Genomic DNA, 17,912 nt, shown 5'->3' with positions numbered 1-17,912 from the left:
CAACCATGCCCGCGACCCCTCAGGAGACATCATGCGTTATCCGATCATTCTGGCCGGCATGTTCGCCTTGGCCGCAGTTCCCGCCGTCCAGGCGCAAGACACGCTGAAACTGGGCGCCTTGGTTACGCTTTCCGGTGCGGGCGCGGCCTGGGGGCAGGGCATGAAGAACGCCGCCGAGATTGCGGCGGATCAGGTGAACGAGGCCGGCGGGCTGGAAGTAGGCGGCAAGAAGTACCGCGTTGAGGTCGTGGCCTACGACGACAAATATCAGGCCAACGAAGCCGTGACCGTGGCCAACCGCCTGGTGTTTGAAGACAAGGTGCGCTACGTGATCGGCCCGGTGGGGTCGGCGCCCGTGCTGGCCATTCAGCCCATGACCGAAAAGAACAAGGTCATTGTGATGACACTGGGCTTTACCGCCAAGGCCTTGGCCGCCGACAAGCCGTTTACGTTCCGCCCCAACGTCACCACCGCCGAGGTGTCGCAGCCGCAGATCGACTGGGTGGTCAAGTCGCAGGGCCTGCGCAAGGTCGGCGCACTGTTTCCCAACGACGAGACGGGCCAGCAAATCGCGTTGGACCTGGAAGCCGCGTACAAGAAGGCGGGCGCGGCCTTGTCCGTGAAAGAATTCTTTGAACGCGACCGCGTCGACTTCGTGCCCGTGCTGACACGCATGATGGCGCGCGGCATTGACGCCATCGAACTGGACGGCAATTCGCCCACCACGGCGGGCTTGATCGTCAAGCAGGCGCGCGAACTGGGCTTCGAGGGGCGCATCGTGCGCACCGGCGGCCCCGCCACGCAAGAGATCGTGAACGTGGCCGGCAAAGCCGCGACCGAAGGCATGCTGGTGCACACGCCGATGGATCCGGAACTGCCCGCCACCAAGGCCTACGCCGAGCGCTACGCCGCCAAGTACAAGCATTCGATGAACGGCTTCAGCCCGGCTTTTTATGACGGCACCAACATGCTGTTCGAGGCCATGCGCCGCGCCGGCACCGTGGAAGACACGGACCGCGTGCGCGCCGAACTGGAAAAGCTGGATGGCTTTGATGGATCGCTGGGCAAGCTCAGTTGGACCGGCAAGGCCATGTACGGCATCAACCACCAGTTGAACGCGCCGTTCTATGTGGCCGAGGTCAAGGATGGCCGCGAGGTGATCCGCGCGCGCTGCACCGTCGAGGGATGCCGCTAGCGCGGCGGGGGATGCCACGTGGATTGGAGCATTTTGTTAACGCAGGCCACGATCAACGGCTTGATCGTGGGGCTGCTGTACCTGCTGATGGCCGTGGGCTTCACGCTGGTGTTCGGCGTCATGCGGATGGTGAACTTCGCCCACGGCGAGTTCTACATGCTGGGCGCGTTTGGCGCTTATTACCTGACGACGCAGGCGGGCTTCACCTTCCTGCCCGCCGTGGCGCTGACCTTCGCCTTGGCGGTGGCGGGCGGCGCGGTGTTGGAATGGGGCGTGCTCAAACCGTTTCGGCGGGATGAGCTGAACGGCATGATCGCCACCATCGGCCTGGCGATGATCTTGCAGAACCTGGCCTTGATGTTTTTCGGCCCCGACCCCTTGTCCATGCCCGCCGTCGCCCAGGGCACGGCGCGCATGGGCAAGCTGGTCATCCCGCTGTCGCGTGTGTATGTGGTGGTGTTCGCCTTGCTGGCGCTGGCCTTGCTGTATGGCTTTCTGCGCCATTCGCGCCCGGGACGCGCCTTGCGCGCGGTGGTGGAGGACTTTGAGATTGCCGGCATCCAGGGCATCCGTTCGCGCATCTATTACCCCTTGGGCTTTGGGCTGGGCGTGGGACTGGCGGCGGTGGCGGGCGCGCTGATGGCGCCGCTGTTCTCGGTGTCGCCCTTCGTGGGCGCCACGCCGCTGCTGAAAGCGTTCATCGTGGTCATTCTGGGCGGGTTGGGCAGCATACCTGGCGCGGCGGTCGCGGGCCTGGCGCTGGGCCTGGCCGAAAGCTACGGCAGCCTGCTGTTTCAAAGCAGCACGGCGGACATGCTGATCTTCGCGGTCGTAATCGTGATGCTGGTGGTGCGGCCCAAAGGGCTGCTTGGCCGAGGGGAGGCATAAGCCATGACGGAACTTTCTCTACAAGCCGACGTGGCGCGGCCCGCGCCCTGGCGCTGGCTGTTGTGGGCGGCCCTGGCCGTGGCCGCGGTCGCGCCCTGGTTCGCGGGGCCATTCGTGCAGCACCTGGCAGTCCTGACTTGCCTGAATGTGTTGATCGTCAACGGGCTGGCGCTGATCGCGCGCTGCGGGCAGTTGTCGCTAGGGCACGCCGCTTTCGTTGCGCTGGGCGCCTACGGCTCGGTATTGGCCACGCGCCTGCTGGGCTGGAGCTTCCTGCCGTCCACGCTGGCCGGGGTGGTGCTGACTGCGCTGGTGGCGTTGGCGTTGGGCGCAATCATCCTGCGCTTGAAGGGCGTGTACTTCGTGCTGGTCACCTTTGCCTTCGGCGAACTGGTGCGCTTGATCCTTCTGGATGGCTCGTCCTGGTCGGGCGGCGCCAATGGCATTGCCGGCATTCTGCCAGCCGCGCTGGCGGGATTCGTATTCGATACGCGCGCCAGCTTCTATGGTTTGGCGCTGTGCGTGGCGCTGGCCTCCGTGGCGCTCTTGAACGCGGTGGCCAAGCGGCCCTTCGGCCATGCCATCGATGCGGTCGCGGAGAACCCGGCGCTGGCGGAATCCACGGGCTTAAGCGTACGCCGCATCCAGCTTTGCGCCTTTGTGGCCGGCTGCGCGCTGGCGTCGGTGGGTGGGGCATTGCAGGCACGCTATGTGGGCTACGTGTCGCCCGAGTCGTTCAACGTCAGCATCTCCATCGGCTTCATCATCATGCTGGTCATCGGCGGGCGCCGTTCGGTATGGGGCGGCCTGATCGGCGCGATGGTGCTGACGCCGCTGCCGGAGCTGTTTCGCGGTGCGGTGCAAACGCAGCACATTTTCTATGGCGCGGCGCTGATCCTCATCCTGCGTTTTCTGCCGGCGGGTCTTGCCGGCTTGCCGGGGCCGTGGCAGGCGCGTCGGCACAAGGAGTCCCAATGAGCCAGCCTTTATTGCAGGTACAAGGCCTGTCGCGCAGCTTTGGTGGCCTGGCGGCCTTGCGCGACGTGAGCTTTGCCGTCGCCCCGGGTGAAATCGTTGGCCTGATCGGCCCCAACGGCGCGGGCAAGACGACGGCGTTCAACGTCATCAGCGGCACCATGCCGCCATCCGCGGGCACGGTCCATTTCGACGGCCGCGATATTTCCGGCTGCCCGCCCAGCCGGGTGGTGGTGCTGGGGTTGGCGCGCACCTTCCAGTCCACCTCGACGTATCCCGAAGTCAGCGTCGCCGAGAACATCCGGCGCGGCATGTTGTCGCGCGTGCGGCACTCGTGGCTGCGCCGCCTGGCGGGACGTAAGCAAGATCTACTGTCAGCGGCCGAAGTCACGCAGGAAGTGGACCGCTTGCTGACACTGCTGGACCTGCAACCCTGGCGCGACGCGGAGGCGGGGTCACTGGCTTATGGCTTGCAGAAAAAGCTGGGCATCGCCGTCGCGCTGGCCTGCCGCCCGCGCATGTTGCTGCTGGATGAGCCCGCGGCCGGCCTGAACCACGAAGAATGCAATGAGCTGGGGCGCCTGCTGCGCCGCCTGCAATCCGAAGAAGGGCTGACGATGCTGCTGGTGGAACATCACATGGCGCTGGTCATGGAGTTAAGCCATCGCATCGTGGTGCTGGTGCAAGGCGAAAAAATCGCCGAAGGCACGCCGCAAGCCATCCGCGACAACCCCGCCGTGATCGAAGCCTATCTGGGAGCCCCCGACTATGCCCATGCTTGAAGTCCAGGACCTGAAGGTCCGCTACGGGCCGTTGGAAGCGGTGCGCGGCATCAGCTTCACGGTTGAACAGGACCAGATCGTGGCGCTGGTCGGCTCCAATGGCGCGGGCAAGAGCTCCACGCTGAAGGCCTTGATTGGCCTGGCCCCGGCGGCGGGCGGCCGCATCCTGTTCGAGGGGCGCGACATCGCGCGTCTGGGGTCGGCGGCGCGCGTCTCGGCCGGCTTGGCCTTGTCGCCGGAAGGTCGGCGCCTGTTCGGCCGCATGACCGTGCTGGACAACCTGATGGCGGGCGCGCATGGCGTCCGGTCTCGTGCTCGCGTCCGTTCGCGGCTGGACGAGATCTACACGCTGTTTCCGCGCGTGCAGGAGCGGCGCGCGCAGTTGGCGGGTTCCTTGTCTGGCGGCGAACAGCAGATGGTGGCCATCGGGCGCGCGCTGATGGCGCAGCCCCGCTTGCTGATGCTGGACGAGCCATCACTGGGCATCGCGCCCAAGGTCGTGGCCGAGATCGCGGATGCCATCCAGCGCATCAACCGCGACAGCGGCATCGCCATCGTGCTGGTGGAGCAGAACGCGCGGCTGGCGCTGCGCCTGGCGCATCAGGCCTATGCGTTCGAGCACGGCGAGGTGGTGCGCAGCGGCAAGGGCGCCGACCTGTTGGCCGACCCCTTCGTGCAGAAAGCCTATCTGGGCATTTGACGCGAGCTTGACGATGCAAAACACGCTTCCCGAGTACGAGGTATACGCCATTCGCTACGCCCGCATGCCGCGCCAGCGGCGCGACAACTTCCTGGGCGGCGACCCGCACGACGGCGACATGCCCATGGATTTCTTTGTGTGGCTGATACGCGGTGCGGGCCGTGTCGTGCTGGTCGACACGGGCTTCAACGCCGACATGGCGCGCACGCGCCAGCGCGAGCTGATCCAATGTCCCATTGCCGCACTGGCGCAGCTTGGCGTGCAGCCCGAAGACGTGCAGCACGTGTTGCTGACCCATCTGCACTACGACCATGCGGGCAATCTGGATCGGCTGCCGCAGGCGCGCTTTCATGTGCAGGACGATGAAATGGACTATGCCACCGGCCGCTGCATGTGCTTTGCTCCGCTGCGCCATGCCTATGCCGTGGAAGACGTGGTCACGCTGGTCAGGCGCGTCTACGACGGCCGGGTGGAGTTCCATGCTGGCGACGGGCAGTTGCTGCCCGGCATCGAATTGCTGCATATCGGCGGCCACACGAAAGGCTTGCAGGCGGTGCGGGTGCATACCGAACGTGGCTGGGTGGTGCTGGCGTCGGACGCCAGCCACTACTACGAGAATATGGGGCAGGGCAGGCCGTTTCCGATCGTCTACAACACGGCGCAGATGCTGTCGGGATATGCGAAGCTGTATGGCGCGGCGCAGTCCGAGCAGCATGTGGTGCCGGGGCATGACCCGGCGGTGCTGGAGCGGTATCCGGCGTGGCAGGATTCGCCGCATGTGGTGATGCTGCATCGCGAACCGCGGCTATGCGGTGGGCGCAAATAGTAATAATATTCAATCTCATCAAACAGCCCGCCCGCCACCCGCCCGCCATCCGCGGGCGCTTTCGTACTCGTGTCCCCGAACCGCCCCGATATCGACTGGACCGTCTCCGCCGCTACGCCCGCCATGGCGCTTGCGGGAGGCACGCTGCGCTTTGGCCAGCCCGAACGGGTGCATGAAGACCTGGAGCCGGGCGTGAAGTTGGTGTTGGTGGTGGAGGGCGGTTTGCACTACCGCGTGGACGGCGCGCCGGCCGTCCATGTCAGCGGACCATCGCTGCACATGAGCCTGTGCCACGACTCGATGGGCATGGAGCACGAGTTCGGTGCCAATCGGGTACTGCGCTTCGTATCGCTGCGCACCCGGCTGGATCAGTTGTGCGGCGCCTTCGCGATGGAGCCCACCGACTTCGCTACGCTGTTGCGGGCGCCGCGCGGCAAGCCCTATGCCGACGCGAACCTGCATGCAGACCCTGCGCTGCTGGCCCTGGGCCACCAGATGCTGGCCTGCCCGATGCAAGGGGCGATCAAGCGCATGTACCTGTCAGGCAAAGCCCTGGAGCTGGCGGCGCTGGCGTTCAACGCCTTGCTGCCCGCGCGGGCAATCGCCGCCGACCACCGCCTGTCGCGCGCCGACGCCGAACGCTTGCATCACGCGCGGGACTTGCTGCTGGCGGACTTGCAGGACCCGCCGTCGCTGCCCGAGCTGGCGCGCCGCGCGGGCATCAACGTCAACAAGCTGACCACGGGGTTTCGCAAGCTGTTCGGCCTAAGCGTTTACGCCTTCGTGCGGGAACACCGCATGGCGCAGGCGCATGCGTTGCTGGCCGCCGGTGCGCTGACGGTATCCGAGGCCGCCTATGCCTGCGGCTATACCGATTCCCACTTCACCAAGGCGTTCCAACGGCGCTACGGCGTGCTGCCCAGCAGTCTGGCGCCCCGCCACTGAACGCGCGCCGGCCGCGCATTCGGGCCGAATACTTCCGCAATCGCTACTGAAACTTCCGCAATCGCCAGCGGCCGCATCGGCGCGTCTCTAGAATTATTTGAGAATCACTCTCAATAATGAAAATAGAGGAACGGCGGTGCGTATACAGGTGAAAACAGGGGCGGTTGGATCGCGCGGTGTCGTGGCGCGCAGCAGGCTTTGGCCGCTTTGGATGGCGATGGCGGCAAGCGCCGTTTGGGCGGAAGAGGCGCCGTCACTGCCGGCGGTGACGGTCAGCGGAGACGGCGTGGGGCAAGAAGCGCCCACCCTGGCCAAGCTGCCGCTGACCGTGCGGGAAATTCCGCAATCGGTCACGGTGATCGGGCTGGAGCAGATGCGCGAGCAGAACCTGCAAAGCCTGGACGACGTGATGCAGCACGCCACCGGCATCACGGTGCAGCCCTATCAGTTGCTGACCACGGCGTACTACGCGCGCGGCTTCAAGGTGGATTCGTTCGAGCAGGACGGCGTGCCCGTGCTGATGGGCAATATGGCCGCGTCGCCGCAAGACATGGCGGTGTACGAGCGGGTGGAAATTCTGCGGGGCGCCAATGGATTGATGCATGGCGCGGGCAACCCGGCCGCCACCGTGAACCTGGTGCGCAAGCGGCCGCAGCGCGAGTTCGCCTTTAACGGCATGGTCAGCGCCGGAAGCTGGGACCGCTATCGCGCCGAGGCCGATCTGGGCGGCCCCTTGAACGACAGCGGCAGCGTGCGCGGGCGCATTGTCAGCGCGGTGGAAGATCGGGGCTATTTCTACGACGTGGCCGATCAGCAATCGGCCTTGCTCTACGCAATTGGCGAAGTGGACCTGGGGCCGCGTACCGTGCTGTCGGCCGGCGTGCAAACGCAGCGCATCCATTCCACCACCAATATGGCCGGCGTGCCACGCTACAAGGACGGCGGCGATATCGGCTTGCCCCGGTCCACGTATCTGGATGCCGCCTGGGACCGCTTCAACTGGGACACGACCCGCGTGTTCGCCGATTTGGAACACCGCTTTGGCGAAGGCTGGACGGCGAAGATCAGCGCAAACTATCTGACCGCCGACAGCAACTTGAAGTACGCCGGGGCCTATGGCGCCATCGACCGGCAAACCGGTTTGGGCGCGCGCCTGATGGGCGGCGCGTATAAATTCGACAACACCCAGGCCAGCGTGGACGCCTACGTCAGCGGTCCGGTCCAGTTGTTTGGGCGCCGCCATGAATTGCTGCTGGGCGGCAATGCGCAACGAACCACGTCCGAGCAGTACACCGGCATGTTGACGCCGGCCTTGAACGTGCCGGTGAACGTATTCGACTGGGACCCGCACAGCGTGCCGGAACCCGGCGTTGGCCCCTACACATCGCCCGGTGAAACGCGCCTGAAGCAGCAGGGCGTGTATGGCATGGGCCGTTTTTCGCTGGCGGATCCGGTCACCCTGGTGTGGGGCGGGCGCATGAGCTGGTGGAACCAGACCGCGCCCGGCGCGCGCCAACAGATCGACCCCGAGTTCACGCCCTACGGCGGCTTGATCGTGGACCTGAATTCGCAGTGGTCGCTCTATGGCAGCTATGCGCAGGTGTTTCAACCCCAAAGCCAACTGACCCGCGAAGGCAAGCCGCTGGACCCCGTCACCGGCACCAACTACGAAGCGGGCGTCAAGGGCGAACTGGCGGATGGCGCGTTGAACGTGTCCTTGGCGGTATTTCAGATCCAGCAAAAGAACCGCGCCCAGCAAGATCCCGCGTGGCCGTGCGTGGGTAATAACTGCTACTACATCTCGGGCGGCGAAGTGCGCAGCCGGGGTATCGAAGCCGAGGCCAGCGGGCAGATTACACCGCACTGGTCGGTGGCAGGCGGCTACACCTACAACACCAGCAAGTACGTAAAGGACGCGGTGTCCAACGGCCAAGCCTACGCCAGCTTCACGCCCAAACACATCTTCCGCGTCTGGACGAACTATGCGCTGCCGGTGCTGGATAGACGGCTAAGCGTGGGCGGCGGCGTGCAGATGCAGTCGGGCTACACGACGGTGTCAGGCCCGGTCACCTTGCGCCAAGGCGGCGTCACGCTGGTGGACCTGCGCGCGGCGTATCGCGTGGACAAGCACCTGACGGTGGCCTTGAACCTGAACAACGTCTTTGACCGTGGCTACTACCAAAGCCTGTCGGGCACATCGTGGAACAACCGCTACGGCGAACCCCGCAACGCGATGCTGACGCTGCGCGCGCAGTACTGATCGCAGTGAGTTCGGGCGGCGCGCGTGCCACGCATGCCGCCCATTTGAATATTTCGGAGTTTCAACAATGAACATCGAGAATGCCTCGGTGCCGCCTGCCGTTTTCGAATGGCTGGATCACTTCATGGCGCTAGGGCAGGGCGGCAGCTTGCGCCAAGTCGGCAAGCCTAGCCGCCTGTCGCCGCGTGAAGGCTGGGTGGTCGGCATCAAGGCGGTAGCCAACGATGCCGACGTGCACGGTGATGTCTGGGAACGCCATGGCGCCGGCGACGAAATGCTGTGCGTGCTGGAAGGCCGCGTGGTGTTGACCCTGATGACAGACAGCGGCGCGCAAACCGAAGTGCTGCTGGAAGCCTGTCATGGCACGGTCGTGCCGCGCGGCGTGTGGCATCGGCTGCATGTGGCAAGCCCCGGAAAAATCATGTTCGTCACGCCGGCCCATGGTAGCGAACACCGCAGCGAACACCGTAGCGAACACCGCCGCGCGTCGGCATCCCCAACCTAGGAAATATTGACCGTGAATCGATTCGCAAACAGGCGCTTGTTCATCATGATCGCCGCCCTGTATTTTTCGCAAGGCATTCCGCTGGGCGTGGCGATGGAGGCCTTGCCGACACTCCTGCGGCGCGACGGGGCCGAGCTCGGTACGCTGGCCTGGTTGCCGCTGGTGGGCCTGCCCTGGGTGTTGAAATTTCTGTGGGCGCCGCAGGTCGACAACCATTGGCGGCCCCGGATGGGCCGCCGCCGAAGTTGGATCGTACCGATGCAGACCTTGGTGCTGGTCTGCATGGTGGGCGTGGCGCTACTGGGTATTTCATCCGCCAGCGCCGCCTGGGTCGTCGGCCTGATGGCGGTGGCGTCCTTGGCCAGCGCTACGCAAGACATCGCCACCGATGGCCTGACCGCCGAACGCTTTGAAGGCCAGGCCCTGGCGCGGGCCAATGCCGTGCAGGTGGGCGGCACGATGGTCGGCTTCTTTTTTGGCGGCCCTGGCGCGTTGATCATGGCGGGCTATATCGGGCAGGGCGGCGCGCTGGCCGTGCTGGCGGCGGTGGTGGCGTTCAGTCTGTTGCTGGCCGCCTCATGGCGCGAGATGGCGCTTGAGGGCAAAGCGCCTTGCGCGCCGCGCCAGCGTGCATCCTTGGCGGGCTTCGCGCGCCGCCGTGGCGCATGGCAGCTTGCACTGGCCGCTTTCCTGTCTGCCATGACCGCGGTGGCGGGCTATGGCTTGTCCAAACTGTTTTTGGTGGACGCGGGCTGGACGCTCGAGGCCGTGGGGAAAATTGGCATGGCGGGCGGTGTGGTCACGGTGTTGCTGGGTTGCGGCGGCGGTGCGTGGCTGATCGGAAGGCTGGGCGCGCGCACCGTGCTGGCGCTGGGGCTGGCCGCCTCCGGCACCGCGGCGTTGTGCTGGCTGGCACAAGCCCAAGGATGGGCGTCGCCGGTATCGGGCATGGCCTACGCGGCGCAAAGCCTGGGTTCATTCGGGGCGGGCGCGGCGTCGGTCGCGCTGATGACCCTGGCCATGCGCTTCGCGCGGCAGGGCGTGCAATCGGGCACGGACATGACGGCGGTGCAAAGCGCGCGTGACCTGGGCGAGATTTTGACGTCGTCGATGATGACCGGGCTTGCCGCGCAGTTGGGCTATGGAGGCGGCTTTGCGTGCGGCGTGGCGATAGCGGTGGCGACGTTGGGGGTCGTGGGGGTGGCATTGCGGCGGTGATTACCTGCCAGGCGCCAAGCGTGCCTGCCTTGATCCTGGATGCGTTATCGTTTCCACTAATTATCGTAATCCCTAGCTTTTTCTAGGTAATACTTGCCTCCATAATTTGCGGAAACGTTTCCACAAAAAGGATTTCCATGAGTACCGAGTTGCAGGCTGAGCGGGTAAAAACCGTCGTAGACCATATGGCCTTGGAGTGCGTCCAGGAATGGGACAAGGTCATCGATACCTTTGAACACCCCCGCTATGAAATGCACTCAAGCGGCGCCGTTTTCGATGGTGAGCGCGAAGTGATGGGGTACTTCCATTCGTCACGCGCGTCGTTCCCCGATCTGAAAAACGAGATCATCGCGGTGGGCGCGGCCGACGGGACGGACATCGTCCTGGTGGAGTTCTGGCTGTCCGGCACGCATGCCGGGCCGTTCACCGTCGACGGCAAGACCTACGAGCCGACGGGGCGCAAGTTTCGCGTCCGCATGGCGGCGACATTCGAGTTCGCGCCCAATTCAGCCAAGATTATTTGCGAGCGTCCGTACACCTGTCAGAACGCCAAGCTGCGTTCGCTCGGGTTGCTGTAGCGGTACCCGGCTATCCCGTTCAGGAGGCGGGTAGCCATAAAAATACCTATTAGATAAATACCAGGAGACAACAATGAAAAAGCTGTCCGTTGCAGCCGCGCTGCTTGCCGTGTTCGGCATGGGTGTCGCGCACGCCGATGACTACCCGAACCGCCCCATCCGCATGCTGTTGCCGTTCTCTGCCGGCGGGGGTGGCGACACCTTGGGCCGTATCTTGGCCGAGCGCTTTTCGGCAGAACTGAAGCAACCCGTCATCGTCGAGAACAAGCCTGGCGCGGGAGGCACGATCGGCATCGCAACGGTTGCTCGCGCGGCGCCTGATGGCTACACAATCACGATCGGCGGCATGACCACGCACATTCTTTCGCCCCTGGTCTACAAGGAACTGCCGTACGACCCCATCAAGAGTTTCACGTCGCTGGGCGCCATCGGCAATTCCGCCATCATGGTGGTTGCCAACAACAACTTTCCCGCGAATGACATCGAGGGGCTCAGGAAGCTGGCGGAATCTCGTAAAAACCCAGTGCAGTACGCAAGCTGGGGCGTGGGCTCCACCGGCCATTTTTGCGGCGAGATCCTGGTGCAGAAGGGCAAGCTGAAGATGCAGCATGTGCCCTACAAGGGCACCACGCAGATCATGACCGACGTCATGGGCGGTCATATTGATATTGGCTTTGTCGACATGGCGACCGCCACCCCGATGGTGACGCAGCATAAGGTGAAAGGCCTGGCCGTCTGTACCAAGCGTTCCCCCAGCGTGCCGGACGTGCGCAGCTATAAGGAACAGGGCATCGACTTCGATCGCGACCTGAACTGGGCCATGTACGTACCCGCCGGCACGCCCAAGCCCATCGTTGAACGCTTGTCCAGCACCCTGGAAAAGGTGCTGAAAGAGCAGGAAGTGATTGCCAAACTGCTTGGGTTGGGCATCTCGGCCAACTACGTGCCCGGACCCGCTCATGAAAAGGCGAACCTCGCCGACATCGAAGCCTGGCGCGCGGTTGCGCAAGATGCCGGCATCAAGCCGCAGTAGGCAGGCCACCCGCTTGGCGGCGAGTGATCTCGCAGCCAAGCCTTCAGACACGAGACCTTGATGAAACTGCTACAAGACCGCGTTGCCGTCATTTCGGGGGCGGCGCATCCCAAAGGTATAGGCAAAGCCACCGCAAGACTCTTTCTGGAACATGGCGCGCGCGTGGCCATGCTTGACCTGGATGAAGCCCGAATACAGGAAAGCGCGGCGGACCTGGGCGCGGCGCCCACGCAACTGCTGGCGCTGGCCTGTGACGTTGGTAGTGACCTGCAATGCCGCGCCGCCGTTGACCAGATCGCGGCCTGGTCGGGCGGCGGGGTCGACGTGCTGGTGAACAATGCGGCGATCACGCAGAAGGCTACGTTTCGCGACATCACCCCAGCGGATTTTGAACGCATCCTGCGAGTGAACCTGACCGGCGTCTTCAACCTGAGCCAAGCCGTCATCCCGTTGATGATTCAGCGCGCGGCGGGAAGCATCATTTCCATTTCGTCGCTGTCGGCGCAGAACGGCGGCGGCATCTTTGGCGGCGCGCACTATTGCGCGGCCAAAGCGGGCGTGCAAGGCATGACCCGCGCCATGGCCAAGGAATTCGGCGAGCACAAGATCCGGGTCAATGCGATTGCCCCGGGTCTGATCACCACCGATTTCTCGCGCACCGGGCGCTCGGATGAAAGCAAGGACGACGCCGCCCAAGGCTGGCCGCTGCGCCGGGCCGGACGCCCGCATGAAGTGGCCGGCGGCTGCCTGTTCCTGGCCAGCGACCTTTCCAGCTACATCACCGGCACGACGTTGGATATCAACGGCGGCGCCCACATGAACTAAGGAACATTCATGAGCAGAATTTTTGGTGGCGTTCGGCAAGTGGGCTACGTGGTCCGCGACATAGAAAAAGCCATGAAGCACTGGTCCGACGTGCTTGGCGTTGGCCCTTGGTTCTACAAGGAAGAGGTTGGCACCACGGAATTTCGATATCGCGGCCAGGTATCGCAACCGCCGCGCCTGTCCATTGCCTTGGCGAACTCAGGCGATCTGCAAATCGAACTGATCCAACAGCGCGATGACGCGCCGTCGCTCTATCTGGATTCCTTGCGCAACAGCGGCGAGTGCGCGCAGCACGTGGCGTTCTGGACGCTGGACCACTTCGACGAGTTTTGTGGCCGACTGCTGCGTAATGGCTACGAGGAAGGGCACGGCGGAAGAATGGGCTTGCGCGGCCGCTTTGCCTACTTCGTTCATCCTGACCTGCCCAGCGGCATGATCGAAGTGTCGGAAATGAAAGGCGGCAAAGGCGAGTACTTCGACGAGATCAGAGCGGCTTGCGCATCGTGGGATGGATCCGCGCCGATACGCCCGCGCGTCTAGCCGGCCGAGTGCCGAAGACGGTGTATGTTAGCCACTTCCGGCACAGACAGAACCACAATCATGAAAGACCGAAACACCCGAATCACGATACGCGACGTCGCCAAGAAAGCCGGGGTTTCCCTGGGCACGGCATCGCGCGCGTTGAACCGCACCGGACGCGTCAGCGAAGCCGCCATCGCGGCGGTAGAACAGGCGGTGCGCAGCCTGGACTATCGGCCGGACGCCGTGGCTAGAAGCCTGCGCACCAAATCTTCCGGCGTGATCGGGCTGCTGGTGTCCGACCTTGCCAACCCGCTGTACGCACGCATCATCACCGCCACCGAGACCGCGCTACAGGCCGAAGGCTATTCACTGCTGGTGGCAAGCACCCACAACGAAAGGCGCCGTGAAGCGTCCTTGGTCGACATCTTTCGCGGCCGGCGCGTGGACGCCTTGATTCTGGGCCCCTGCGAAAAGGAATCCGCCGAGCTCATCGACAAGCTGTCGCAAGAGCTGCCCGTGGTGGCGCTGGACCGAGAGTTCGGAGACTCGTCAGTCGGTATCCACGTCGACCATGCGGCGGGCGCGTTCCAGGCAACGCAATATCTGCTGAACCTGGGCCACACGCGCATCGCGCTGCTGACGCCGGGCACGGACCTGCGCACCGGTAAAGAACGTATCGCGGGCTTTCGCCAGGCATTCGACGCGCGCGGCATCGTTCCCGACCCGGCGCTGATCCGGGCGGAACGGTCCGCGATGCAGTTCGCGTTCACCGAGGCAATGTCACTGTTGTCGCACGCGAACCGCCCCACGGCATTTGTCTGCCTGGGAACCAGAATCCTGTCCGGCGTGCTGCAAGCCCTGCGCCATACCGGAGACTCGGTTCCCAACGACATCAGCGTGATCAGCATCGGTGACACCGATCTGTCGCAGCTATTCAGCCCCGCCATCACCTCGCTCAGTTGGGACCTGGAGGCTGTGGGCACGTGCGCGGCTCAACTGGTTTTAAAGCAACTGGATCGCCAGACGGCGTCTGCCCAAGGCGATCGCATCGTTATCAAGACGCAGCTGATATTGCGCGAATCGTGCGCGCCCGCGGCGCCGTCTTGACTCTTCATCCACTTCAGGAACGCTCATGACACTTCCGTACACCATCACCCATCAAGATCGCCTGCTGACCGTCAACATTGAAGACGGCGTAGAAGTGCCAGGCGCCGCCCCGGGCTCATCGATCATCCCCTTGTTTCTGGACCGGGAGAACGGTGTGTGGGTGCTGTACGGCAAGTTCGCCCCGGGCACCCGCCTGCCCACGCATTTTCATACCGGCGTCGTCCACTTCTACACCACCAAGGGGCAATGGAACTACCTTGAGTACCCGGATGACGTGCAGAAGGCCGGCAGCTATCTGTATGAGCCCGGCGGCTCGGTCCATACGTTTTCGGTGCCCGAGGACGCCACGGAACCGGCCGAAGGCTTCATGGTTGTATTCGGCGCCAACATCAACTTCATCGACGGCCAGTTCGCCAATATCCGCGACGCGGGCGCCATCGAAGATTCGATTCTTGACGCGGCCAAGAAGGCCGGCCTGCCGATACCGCGCTATATCCGCCCCAAGGGCGGCGCCGAATTCACGCGCGATTGACCGGGGAGGTTTCAAGTTATGCGCTTGGCATCAAAAGTGGCCCTGGTAGCAGGCGCCGGCACGTTAAGAAATTCGTTTTCCGCCGCCGATCAAGTGGGCAACGGCGCAGCCTGTGCGATCCGGTTCGCGCGTGAAGGCGCGACCGTCCTCTGCACCGACCGGTCCCTGGCGGCCGCGCAAGAGACCGTGGAGATGATTCGCGCGGAGGGGGGTGTTGCGGAAGCGCTTGAATTGGACGTCACCGACTCAGCACAGATCGAGCGGGCCTCGCAAGACGTGGCTCGGCGTTTCGGCGGCGTCGATATCCTGCACAACAATGTAGGCATCGAAATCCAGGGAGACCTGCTTGCCGTGCAGGACGACGAGTGGGACCGCGTCATGACGGTCAACGTGCGCGGTTCCATGGCGATGGCGCGTGCCTTCCTGCCGCAGATGAAGGCGCGCGGTGGCGGGTCCATCATCAACGTATCGTCAACGGCCAGCCTGAAATGGAGCCCGATGCAATTCCTGTCGTACAGCACCGCCAAAGCGGCCGTCAATCACATGACGCGGGTCATCGCGCGGCAATATGCCCCGGACCAGGTGCGGTGCAATTGCATCATCCCAGGCATGATCCGCACGCCGCATGCGGATGCGCTGTATGCAAACGCAGAGGCGGCGGAAGCCGGGCATAAGACGCGGGACGCAAGGTGCCCGATGGGGCGCCAGGGCAGCCCTTGGGATATTGCCAATGCGGCGCTGTTCCTGGCGTCTGACGAAGCGGCTTACGTTACGGGGTGTTTGATGGTGGTGGATGGGGGATCGAGTTTGTAGCGAGGCGGTAGGGGGCAGGCCAGAAGATACTGCCCCCGACTGTCAATACCGATATCCCAGCGTAAGCATCGTCGTGCGCCCGTCACCCAGCGCGACGGCATTGCGCAGGCCGCCGGCAAAGTAATCCTTGTCGAACAGGTTGCGCACGGTCAGCGCCGCGCGCCAACGTTCCGCGTTGTAGGCGATGCCCGCGTCGGCCACGGCATAACCCGGGATGACGTATCCATAAGCGTGGCGCGGGCTCTCACCACGCATGCCGCCGTTCAGTTCCCAGCCTTGCGCAGGGCCGCGCAAGCGGTAGCGCGCCGTCAGGTTGAAGCTGTGGCGCGGCACGTTGTCCAGCCAGCCACCTTCGGTGGAGGCCGCCTGCCCGCCGTCGTCGGTGATGACGGCCGCAATGTAGGCGTAGCCGCCCATCAGGCTCAATCCATTGCCCAGGTCTGACACGAAGCCAAGCTCCGCGCCCCGGGTACGTTGCTCGCCAACGGCAATGCTGTAGCCGTCGTTGATCGGGTCGGACTGAAGCACCTGGCGCCGCCGCAGGTCAAAGGCCGCCACCGTCAGGCTGGTATTGCCGTCATCCAGGTCAAATTTGACGCCGGCTTCCCATTGGCGGCCGGTCTCGGGTGCAAAGCCCTGGCCGTTGGCGTCGGTGCCTACGTTGGGATAGAACGAGGTGGCGTAGCTGATGTAGGGGCGTACGCCTGGGGCAATTTCATACATGACGGCGCCCGAACCGGTGGTCTTCTGTGCCGGGTTGTCCTGGCGGTTGCCGGTCAGCCTGTCCGTGGAATAGCTGGCGGCATCATCACGTCGCAGGCCGGCAGTCAGGCGCCAACGCTCGCCAAGCTGGATCTGGTCACGAAAGTAAAAGCCCAGGGAACGCACAGTGCTTTGGCTGTTGGTGCGAGGATTCGCGGGGCAGGTGATCGGGCTTCCATAAACCGGGTCGTACATGTTCAACGGACCGACGGAGCAACTAGTTTGCAGCGCATTCTCGCGCGTGCGCAGATAGTCGACCCCGACCGTGATCTCGTGCTTGCCCCACGCGGTATCGAAGCGGCGCTGCGCATTCGTGTCCATCGAAAACGTATCGCCATCCCAATGCTGGTCGGTGGCGGTACGCCGCAGGCTGCGGCCCCCTGCGGCAAGCGTGCCGGCCGCCACGAGTTGGCCGTCAAGCGTGAATTCCTGCCAGCGCAGGTTCTGGTTGACCGTCCAGCCGTTGTCAAAGCGATGCGTCAGGGCATAGCCCACCCGGCTCTGGAATCCGCGATACGGGTCCTGATCCGGTTCGCCGATAAAGCGATCGCGAGGGATGCTGCCATTCGGGTTTTCAAGCACGGACCCGATGACCGGCAAGCCTTGCTGCCGCACATAACGGCGTTCCTGATAGCTGGTAAGGATGGTGAAGTCCGTTCGCGTTCCCAGATCCAGCGACAGCGACGGCGCAATCCACCGATTCTTGAACCACACGTAGTCGGTGGCGTCATGCGAGTTCATCGCCAGCGCGTTCAAGCGGAAAGCGGCCTTGCCGTTTTCTGACAGCGGCGTGCCCATATCCAGGGTTCCCTGATAGAAATCGTGGCTGCCGACCGTGGTCTCAACGTTCGCGAAAGCCTCGGGCTGGGGGCGTTTGCTGACCATGTTGACCAGGCCGCCTGGCAGCACCAATCCGTAGAGCAGCGAGGCCGGGCCCTTCAGCACTTCCACTTGTTCAAGCCCGAACAATTGCTCGGCAACCCGGTTGGACGCCGCCGTACGCAGGCCGTCCAGGAACAAGGAATCGGAAGCGACTTGCCCACGAATGATCAGGTCATCCCACCCCCGTCGCCCAAACTGGTTGGCCACCACGCCCGGCACGTTGTGCAAGGCGTCGGCCAGGGTCTGTGCTTGTTGGCTGTCGAGTACAGCCCGTGGGACCACGGTGATCGACTGCGGGGTCTGCGACAGCGGCACGGAGGATTTGTTGACAGAGGGCGGCTGAACGGGATTGAAACTGCCGTCGGCTTCAGGTTCGGCGGTGACGCGGACGGAGGGCAGTTGGACGACGTCTGGGGACTGTGCGTGCAGGGCGCCGGGGGCAAGCAAAGCCAGGCCGGCGGATAGGGCGGTGAACAGGGCAGGGGCGTGAAGGTGCGACATCAAAAGAGGGGAAGGCTGCTGGAAGAGGGGCGCGAAGATGGCCGTGAGGCGCAATGCAATGCA

At 64.1% G+C, this 17,912-nt stretch carries 18 protein-coding genes; 17 read left to right on the top strand and 1 reads right to left on the bottom strand.

Annotated features, from left to right (window positions below):
- Positions 1–31: 31 nt before the first annotated feature.
- The 17 genes from ELS24_RS18050 (at position 32) to ELS24_RS17970 (ending at position 15,704) form a co-directional block, all read left to right on the top strand.
- Positions 32–1,195 carry an ABC transporter substrate-binding protein gene (locus ELS24_RS18050; protein WP_127184935.1) on the top strand — a complete coding sequence of 388 codons (1,164 nt, stop codon included), beginning with the start codon at positions 32–34 and terminating at the stop codon, positions 1,193–1,195.
- An 18-nt stretch (positions 1,196–1,213) separates the two neighbouring features.
- Entirely contained in the window at positions 1,214–2,083 is an 870-nt protein-coding gene (locus ELS24_RS18045) for a branched-chain amino acid ABC transporter permease (RefSeq protein WP_050445339.1), read from the top strand.
- A 3-nt stretch (positions 2,084–2,086) separates the two neighbouring features.
- Complete coding sequence (locus tag ELS24_RS18040; protein WP_050445340.1) at positions 2,087–3,061, top strand: branched-chain amino acid ABC transporter permease; 975 nt, start codon at positions 2,087–2,089, stop codon at positions 3,059–3,061.
- Positions 3,058–3,840, top strand: a complete 783-nt coding sequence (locus ELS24_RS18035; protein WP_127184934.1) for an ABC transporter ATP-binding protein — start codon at positions 3,058–3,060, stop codon at positions 3,838–3,840. Before ELS24_RS18040 ends, ELS24_RS18035 begins: the two co-directional genes overlap by 4 nt.
- On the top strand, positions 3,827–4,540 hold the full coding sequence (locus ELS24_RS18030) for an ABC transporter ATP-binding protein (RefSeq protein WP_050445342.1): 714 nt from the start codon (positions 3,827–3,829) through the stop codon (positions 4,538–4,540). Before ELS24_RS18035 ends, ELS24_RS18030 begins: the two co-directional genes overlap by 14 nt.
- A gap of 13 nt (positions 4,541–4,553) precedes the next feature.
- Complete coding sequence (locus ELS24_RS18025) at positions 4,554–5,366, top strand: N-acyl homoserine lactonase family protein (protein WP_127184933.1); 813 nt, start codon at positions 4,554–4,556, stop codon at positions 5,364–5,366.
- Between the two features lie 69 nt (positions 5,367–5,435).
- On the top strand, positions 5,436–6,311 hold the full coding sequence (locus ELS24_RS18020) for a helix-turn-helix transcriptional regulator (RefSeq protein WP_240669333.1): 876 nt from the start codon (positions 5,436–5,438) through the stop codon (positions 6,309–6,311).
- Positions 6,312–6,528: 217 nt separating this feature from the next.
- Positions 6,529–8,571, top strand: a complete 2,043-nt coding sequence (locus tag ELS24_RS18015; protein WP_428839648.1) for a TonB-dependent siderophore receptor — start codon at positions 6,529–6,531, stop codon at positions 8,569–8,571.
- 67 nt (positions 8,572–8,638) lie between these two features.
- Entirely contained in the window at positions 8,639–9,076 is a 438-nt protein-coding gene (locus ELS24_RS18010; RefSeq protein ID WP_127184931.1) for a cupin, read from the top strand.
- Positions 9,077–9,121: 45 nt separating this feature from the next.
- Positions 9,122–10,294 carry a RhtX/FptX family siderophore transporter gene (locus ELS24_RS18005; protein ID WP_164741362.1) on the top strand — a complete coding sequence of 391 codons (1,173 nt, stop codon included), beginning with the start codon at positions 9,122–9,124 and terminating at the stop codon, positions 10,292–10,294.
- Between the two features lie 137 nt (positions 10,295–10,431).
- Positions 10,432–10,872 (top strand): nuclear transport factor 2 family protein, encoded by a 441-nt coding sequence (locus tag ELS24_RS18000; protein ID WP_127184929.1) that lies wholly within the window; start codon positions 10,432–10,434, stop codon positions 10,870–10,872.
- Between the two features lie 73 nt (positions 10,873–10,945).
- Entirely contained in the window at positions 10,946–11,905 is a 960-nt protein-coding gene (locus ELS24_RS17995) for a Bug family tripartite tricarboxylate transporter substrate binding protein (protein WP_127184928.1), read from the top strand.
- Positions 11,906–11,965: 60 nt separating this feature from the next.
- Positions 11,966–12,730, top strand: a complete 765-nt coding sequence (locus ELS24_RS17990; RefSeq protein ID WP_127184927.1) for an SDR family NAD(P)-dependent oxidoreductase — start codon at positions 11,966–11,968, stop codon at positions 12,728–12,730.
- Between the two features lie 9 nt (positions 12,731–12,739).
- Positions 12,740–13,270: a VOC family protein gene (locus ELS24_RS17985; protein ID WP_127184926.1), complete on the top strand. Its 531-nt coding sequence runs from the start codon at positions 12,740–12,742 to the stop codon at positions 13,268–13,270.
- 60 nt (positions 13,271–13,330) lie between these two features.
- Positions 13,331–14,359: a LacI family DNA-binding transcriptional regulator gene (locus ELS24_RS17980; RefSeq protein WP_232311931.1), complete on the top strand. Its 1,029-nt coding sequence runs from the start codon at positions 13,331–13,333 to the stop codon at positions 14,357–14,359.
- Positions 14,360–14,384: 25 nt separating this feature from the next.
- On the top strand, positions 14,385–14,891 hold the full coding sequence (locus ELS24_RS17975) for a 2,4'-dihydroxyacetophenone dioxygenase family protein (protein WP_050445352.1): 507 nt from the start codon (positions 14,385–14,387) through the stop codon (positions 14,889–14,891).
- A gap of 36 nt (positions 14,892–14,927) precedes the next feature.
- Positions 14,928–15,704, top strand: coding sequence for an SDR family NAD(P)-dependent oxidoreductase (locus ELS24_RS17970; protein WP_164741266.1), 777 nt, complete (start codon positions 14,928–14,930; stop codon positions 15,702–15,704).
- A 42-nt stretch (positions 15,705–15,746) separates the two neighbouring features.
- Here the strand turns inward: ELS24_RS17970 and ELS24_RS17965 are convergent, their stop codons facing one another.
- Complete coding sequence (locus ELS24_RS17965) at positions 15,747–17,849, bottom strand: TonB-dependent siderophore receptor (RefSeq protein ID WP_127184923.1); 2,103 nt, start codon at positions 17,847–17,849, stop codon at positions 15,747–15,749.
- Positions 17,850–17,912: the final 63 nt, after the last annotated feature.

The organism is Achromobacter spanius (assembly GCF_003994415.1).
GTDB classification, from domain to species: Bacteria; Pseudomonadota; Gammaproteobacteria; order Burkholderiales; family Burkholderiaceae_B; genus Achromobacter; species Achromobacter spanius_C.
Note: the sequence above shows the minus strand (reverse complement) of the source record. Positions and strands in the feature narration are given on the sequence as shown.

Excerpts from the sequence above, each read along its gene's own strand:
- ELS24_RS18035 (WP_127184934.1), top strand. The coding sequence starts at position 3,058 with ATGAGCCAGCCTTTATTGCAGGTACAAGGCCTGTCGCGCAGCTTTGGT.
- ELS24_RS18040 (WP_050445340.1), top strand. The coding sequence starts at position 2,087 with ATGACGGAACTTTCTCTACAAGCCGACGTGGCGCGGCCCGCGCCCTGG.
- ELS24_RS18015 (WP_428839648.1), top strand. The coding sequence starts at position 6,529 with ATGGCGGCAAGCGCCGTTTGGGCGGAAGAGGCGCCGTCACTGCCGGCG.
- ELS24_RS18000 (WP_127184929.1), top strand. The coding sequence starts at position 10,432 with ATGAGTACCGAGTTGCAGGCTGAGCGGGTAAAAACCGTCGTAGACCAT.
- ELS24_RS18030 (WP_050445342.1), top strand. The coding sequence starts at position 3,827 with ATGCCCATGCTTGAAGTCCAGGACCTGAAGGTCCGCTACGGGCCGTTG.
- ELS24_RS18025 (WP_127184933.1), top strand. The coding sequence starts at position 4,554 with ATGCAAAACACGCTTCCCGAGTACGAGGTATACGCCATTCGCTACGCC.
- ELS24_RS17990 (WP_127184927.1), top strand. The coding sequence starts at position 11,966 with ATGAAACTGCTACAAGACCGCGTTGCCGTCATTTCGGGGGCGGCGCAT.
- ELS24_RS18005 (WP_164741362.1), top strand. The coding sequence starts at position 9,122 with ATGATCGCCGCCCTGTATTTTTCGCAAGGCATTCCGCTGGGCGTGGCG.
- ELS24_RS17975 (WP_050445352.1), top strand. The coding sequence starts at position 14,385 with ATGACACTTCCGTACACCATCACCCATCAAGATCGCCTGCTGACCGTC.
- ELS24_RS17965 (WP_127184923.1), bottom strand. The coding sequence starts at position 17,849 with ATGTCGCACCTTCACGCCCCTGCCCTGTTCACCGCCCTATCCGCCGGC.
- ELS24_RS18010 (WP_127184931.1), top strand. The coding sequence starts at position 8,639 with ATGAACATCGAGAATGCCTCGGTGCCGCCTGCCGTTTTCGAATGGCTG.
- ELS24_RS17995 (WP_127184928.1), top strand. The coding sequence starts at position 10,946 with ATGAAAAAGCTGTCCGTTGCAGCCGCGCTGCTTGCCGTGTTCGGCATG.
- ELS24_RS17985 (WP_127184926.1), top strand. The coding sequence starts at position 12,740 with ATGAGCAGAATTTTTGGTGGCGTTCGGCAAGTGGGCTACGTGGTCCGC.
- ELS24_RS18050 (WP_127184935.1), top strand. The coding sequence starts at position 32 with ATGCGTTATCCGATCATTCTGGCCGGCATGTTCGCCTTGGCCGCAGTT.
- ELS24_RS17980 (WP_232311931.1), top strand. The coding sequence starts at position 13,331 with ATGAAAGACCGAAACACCCGAATCACGATACGCGACGTCGCCAAGAAA.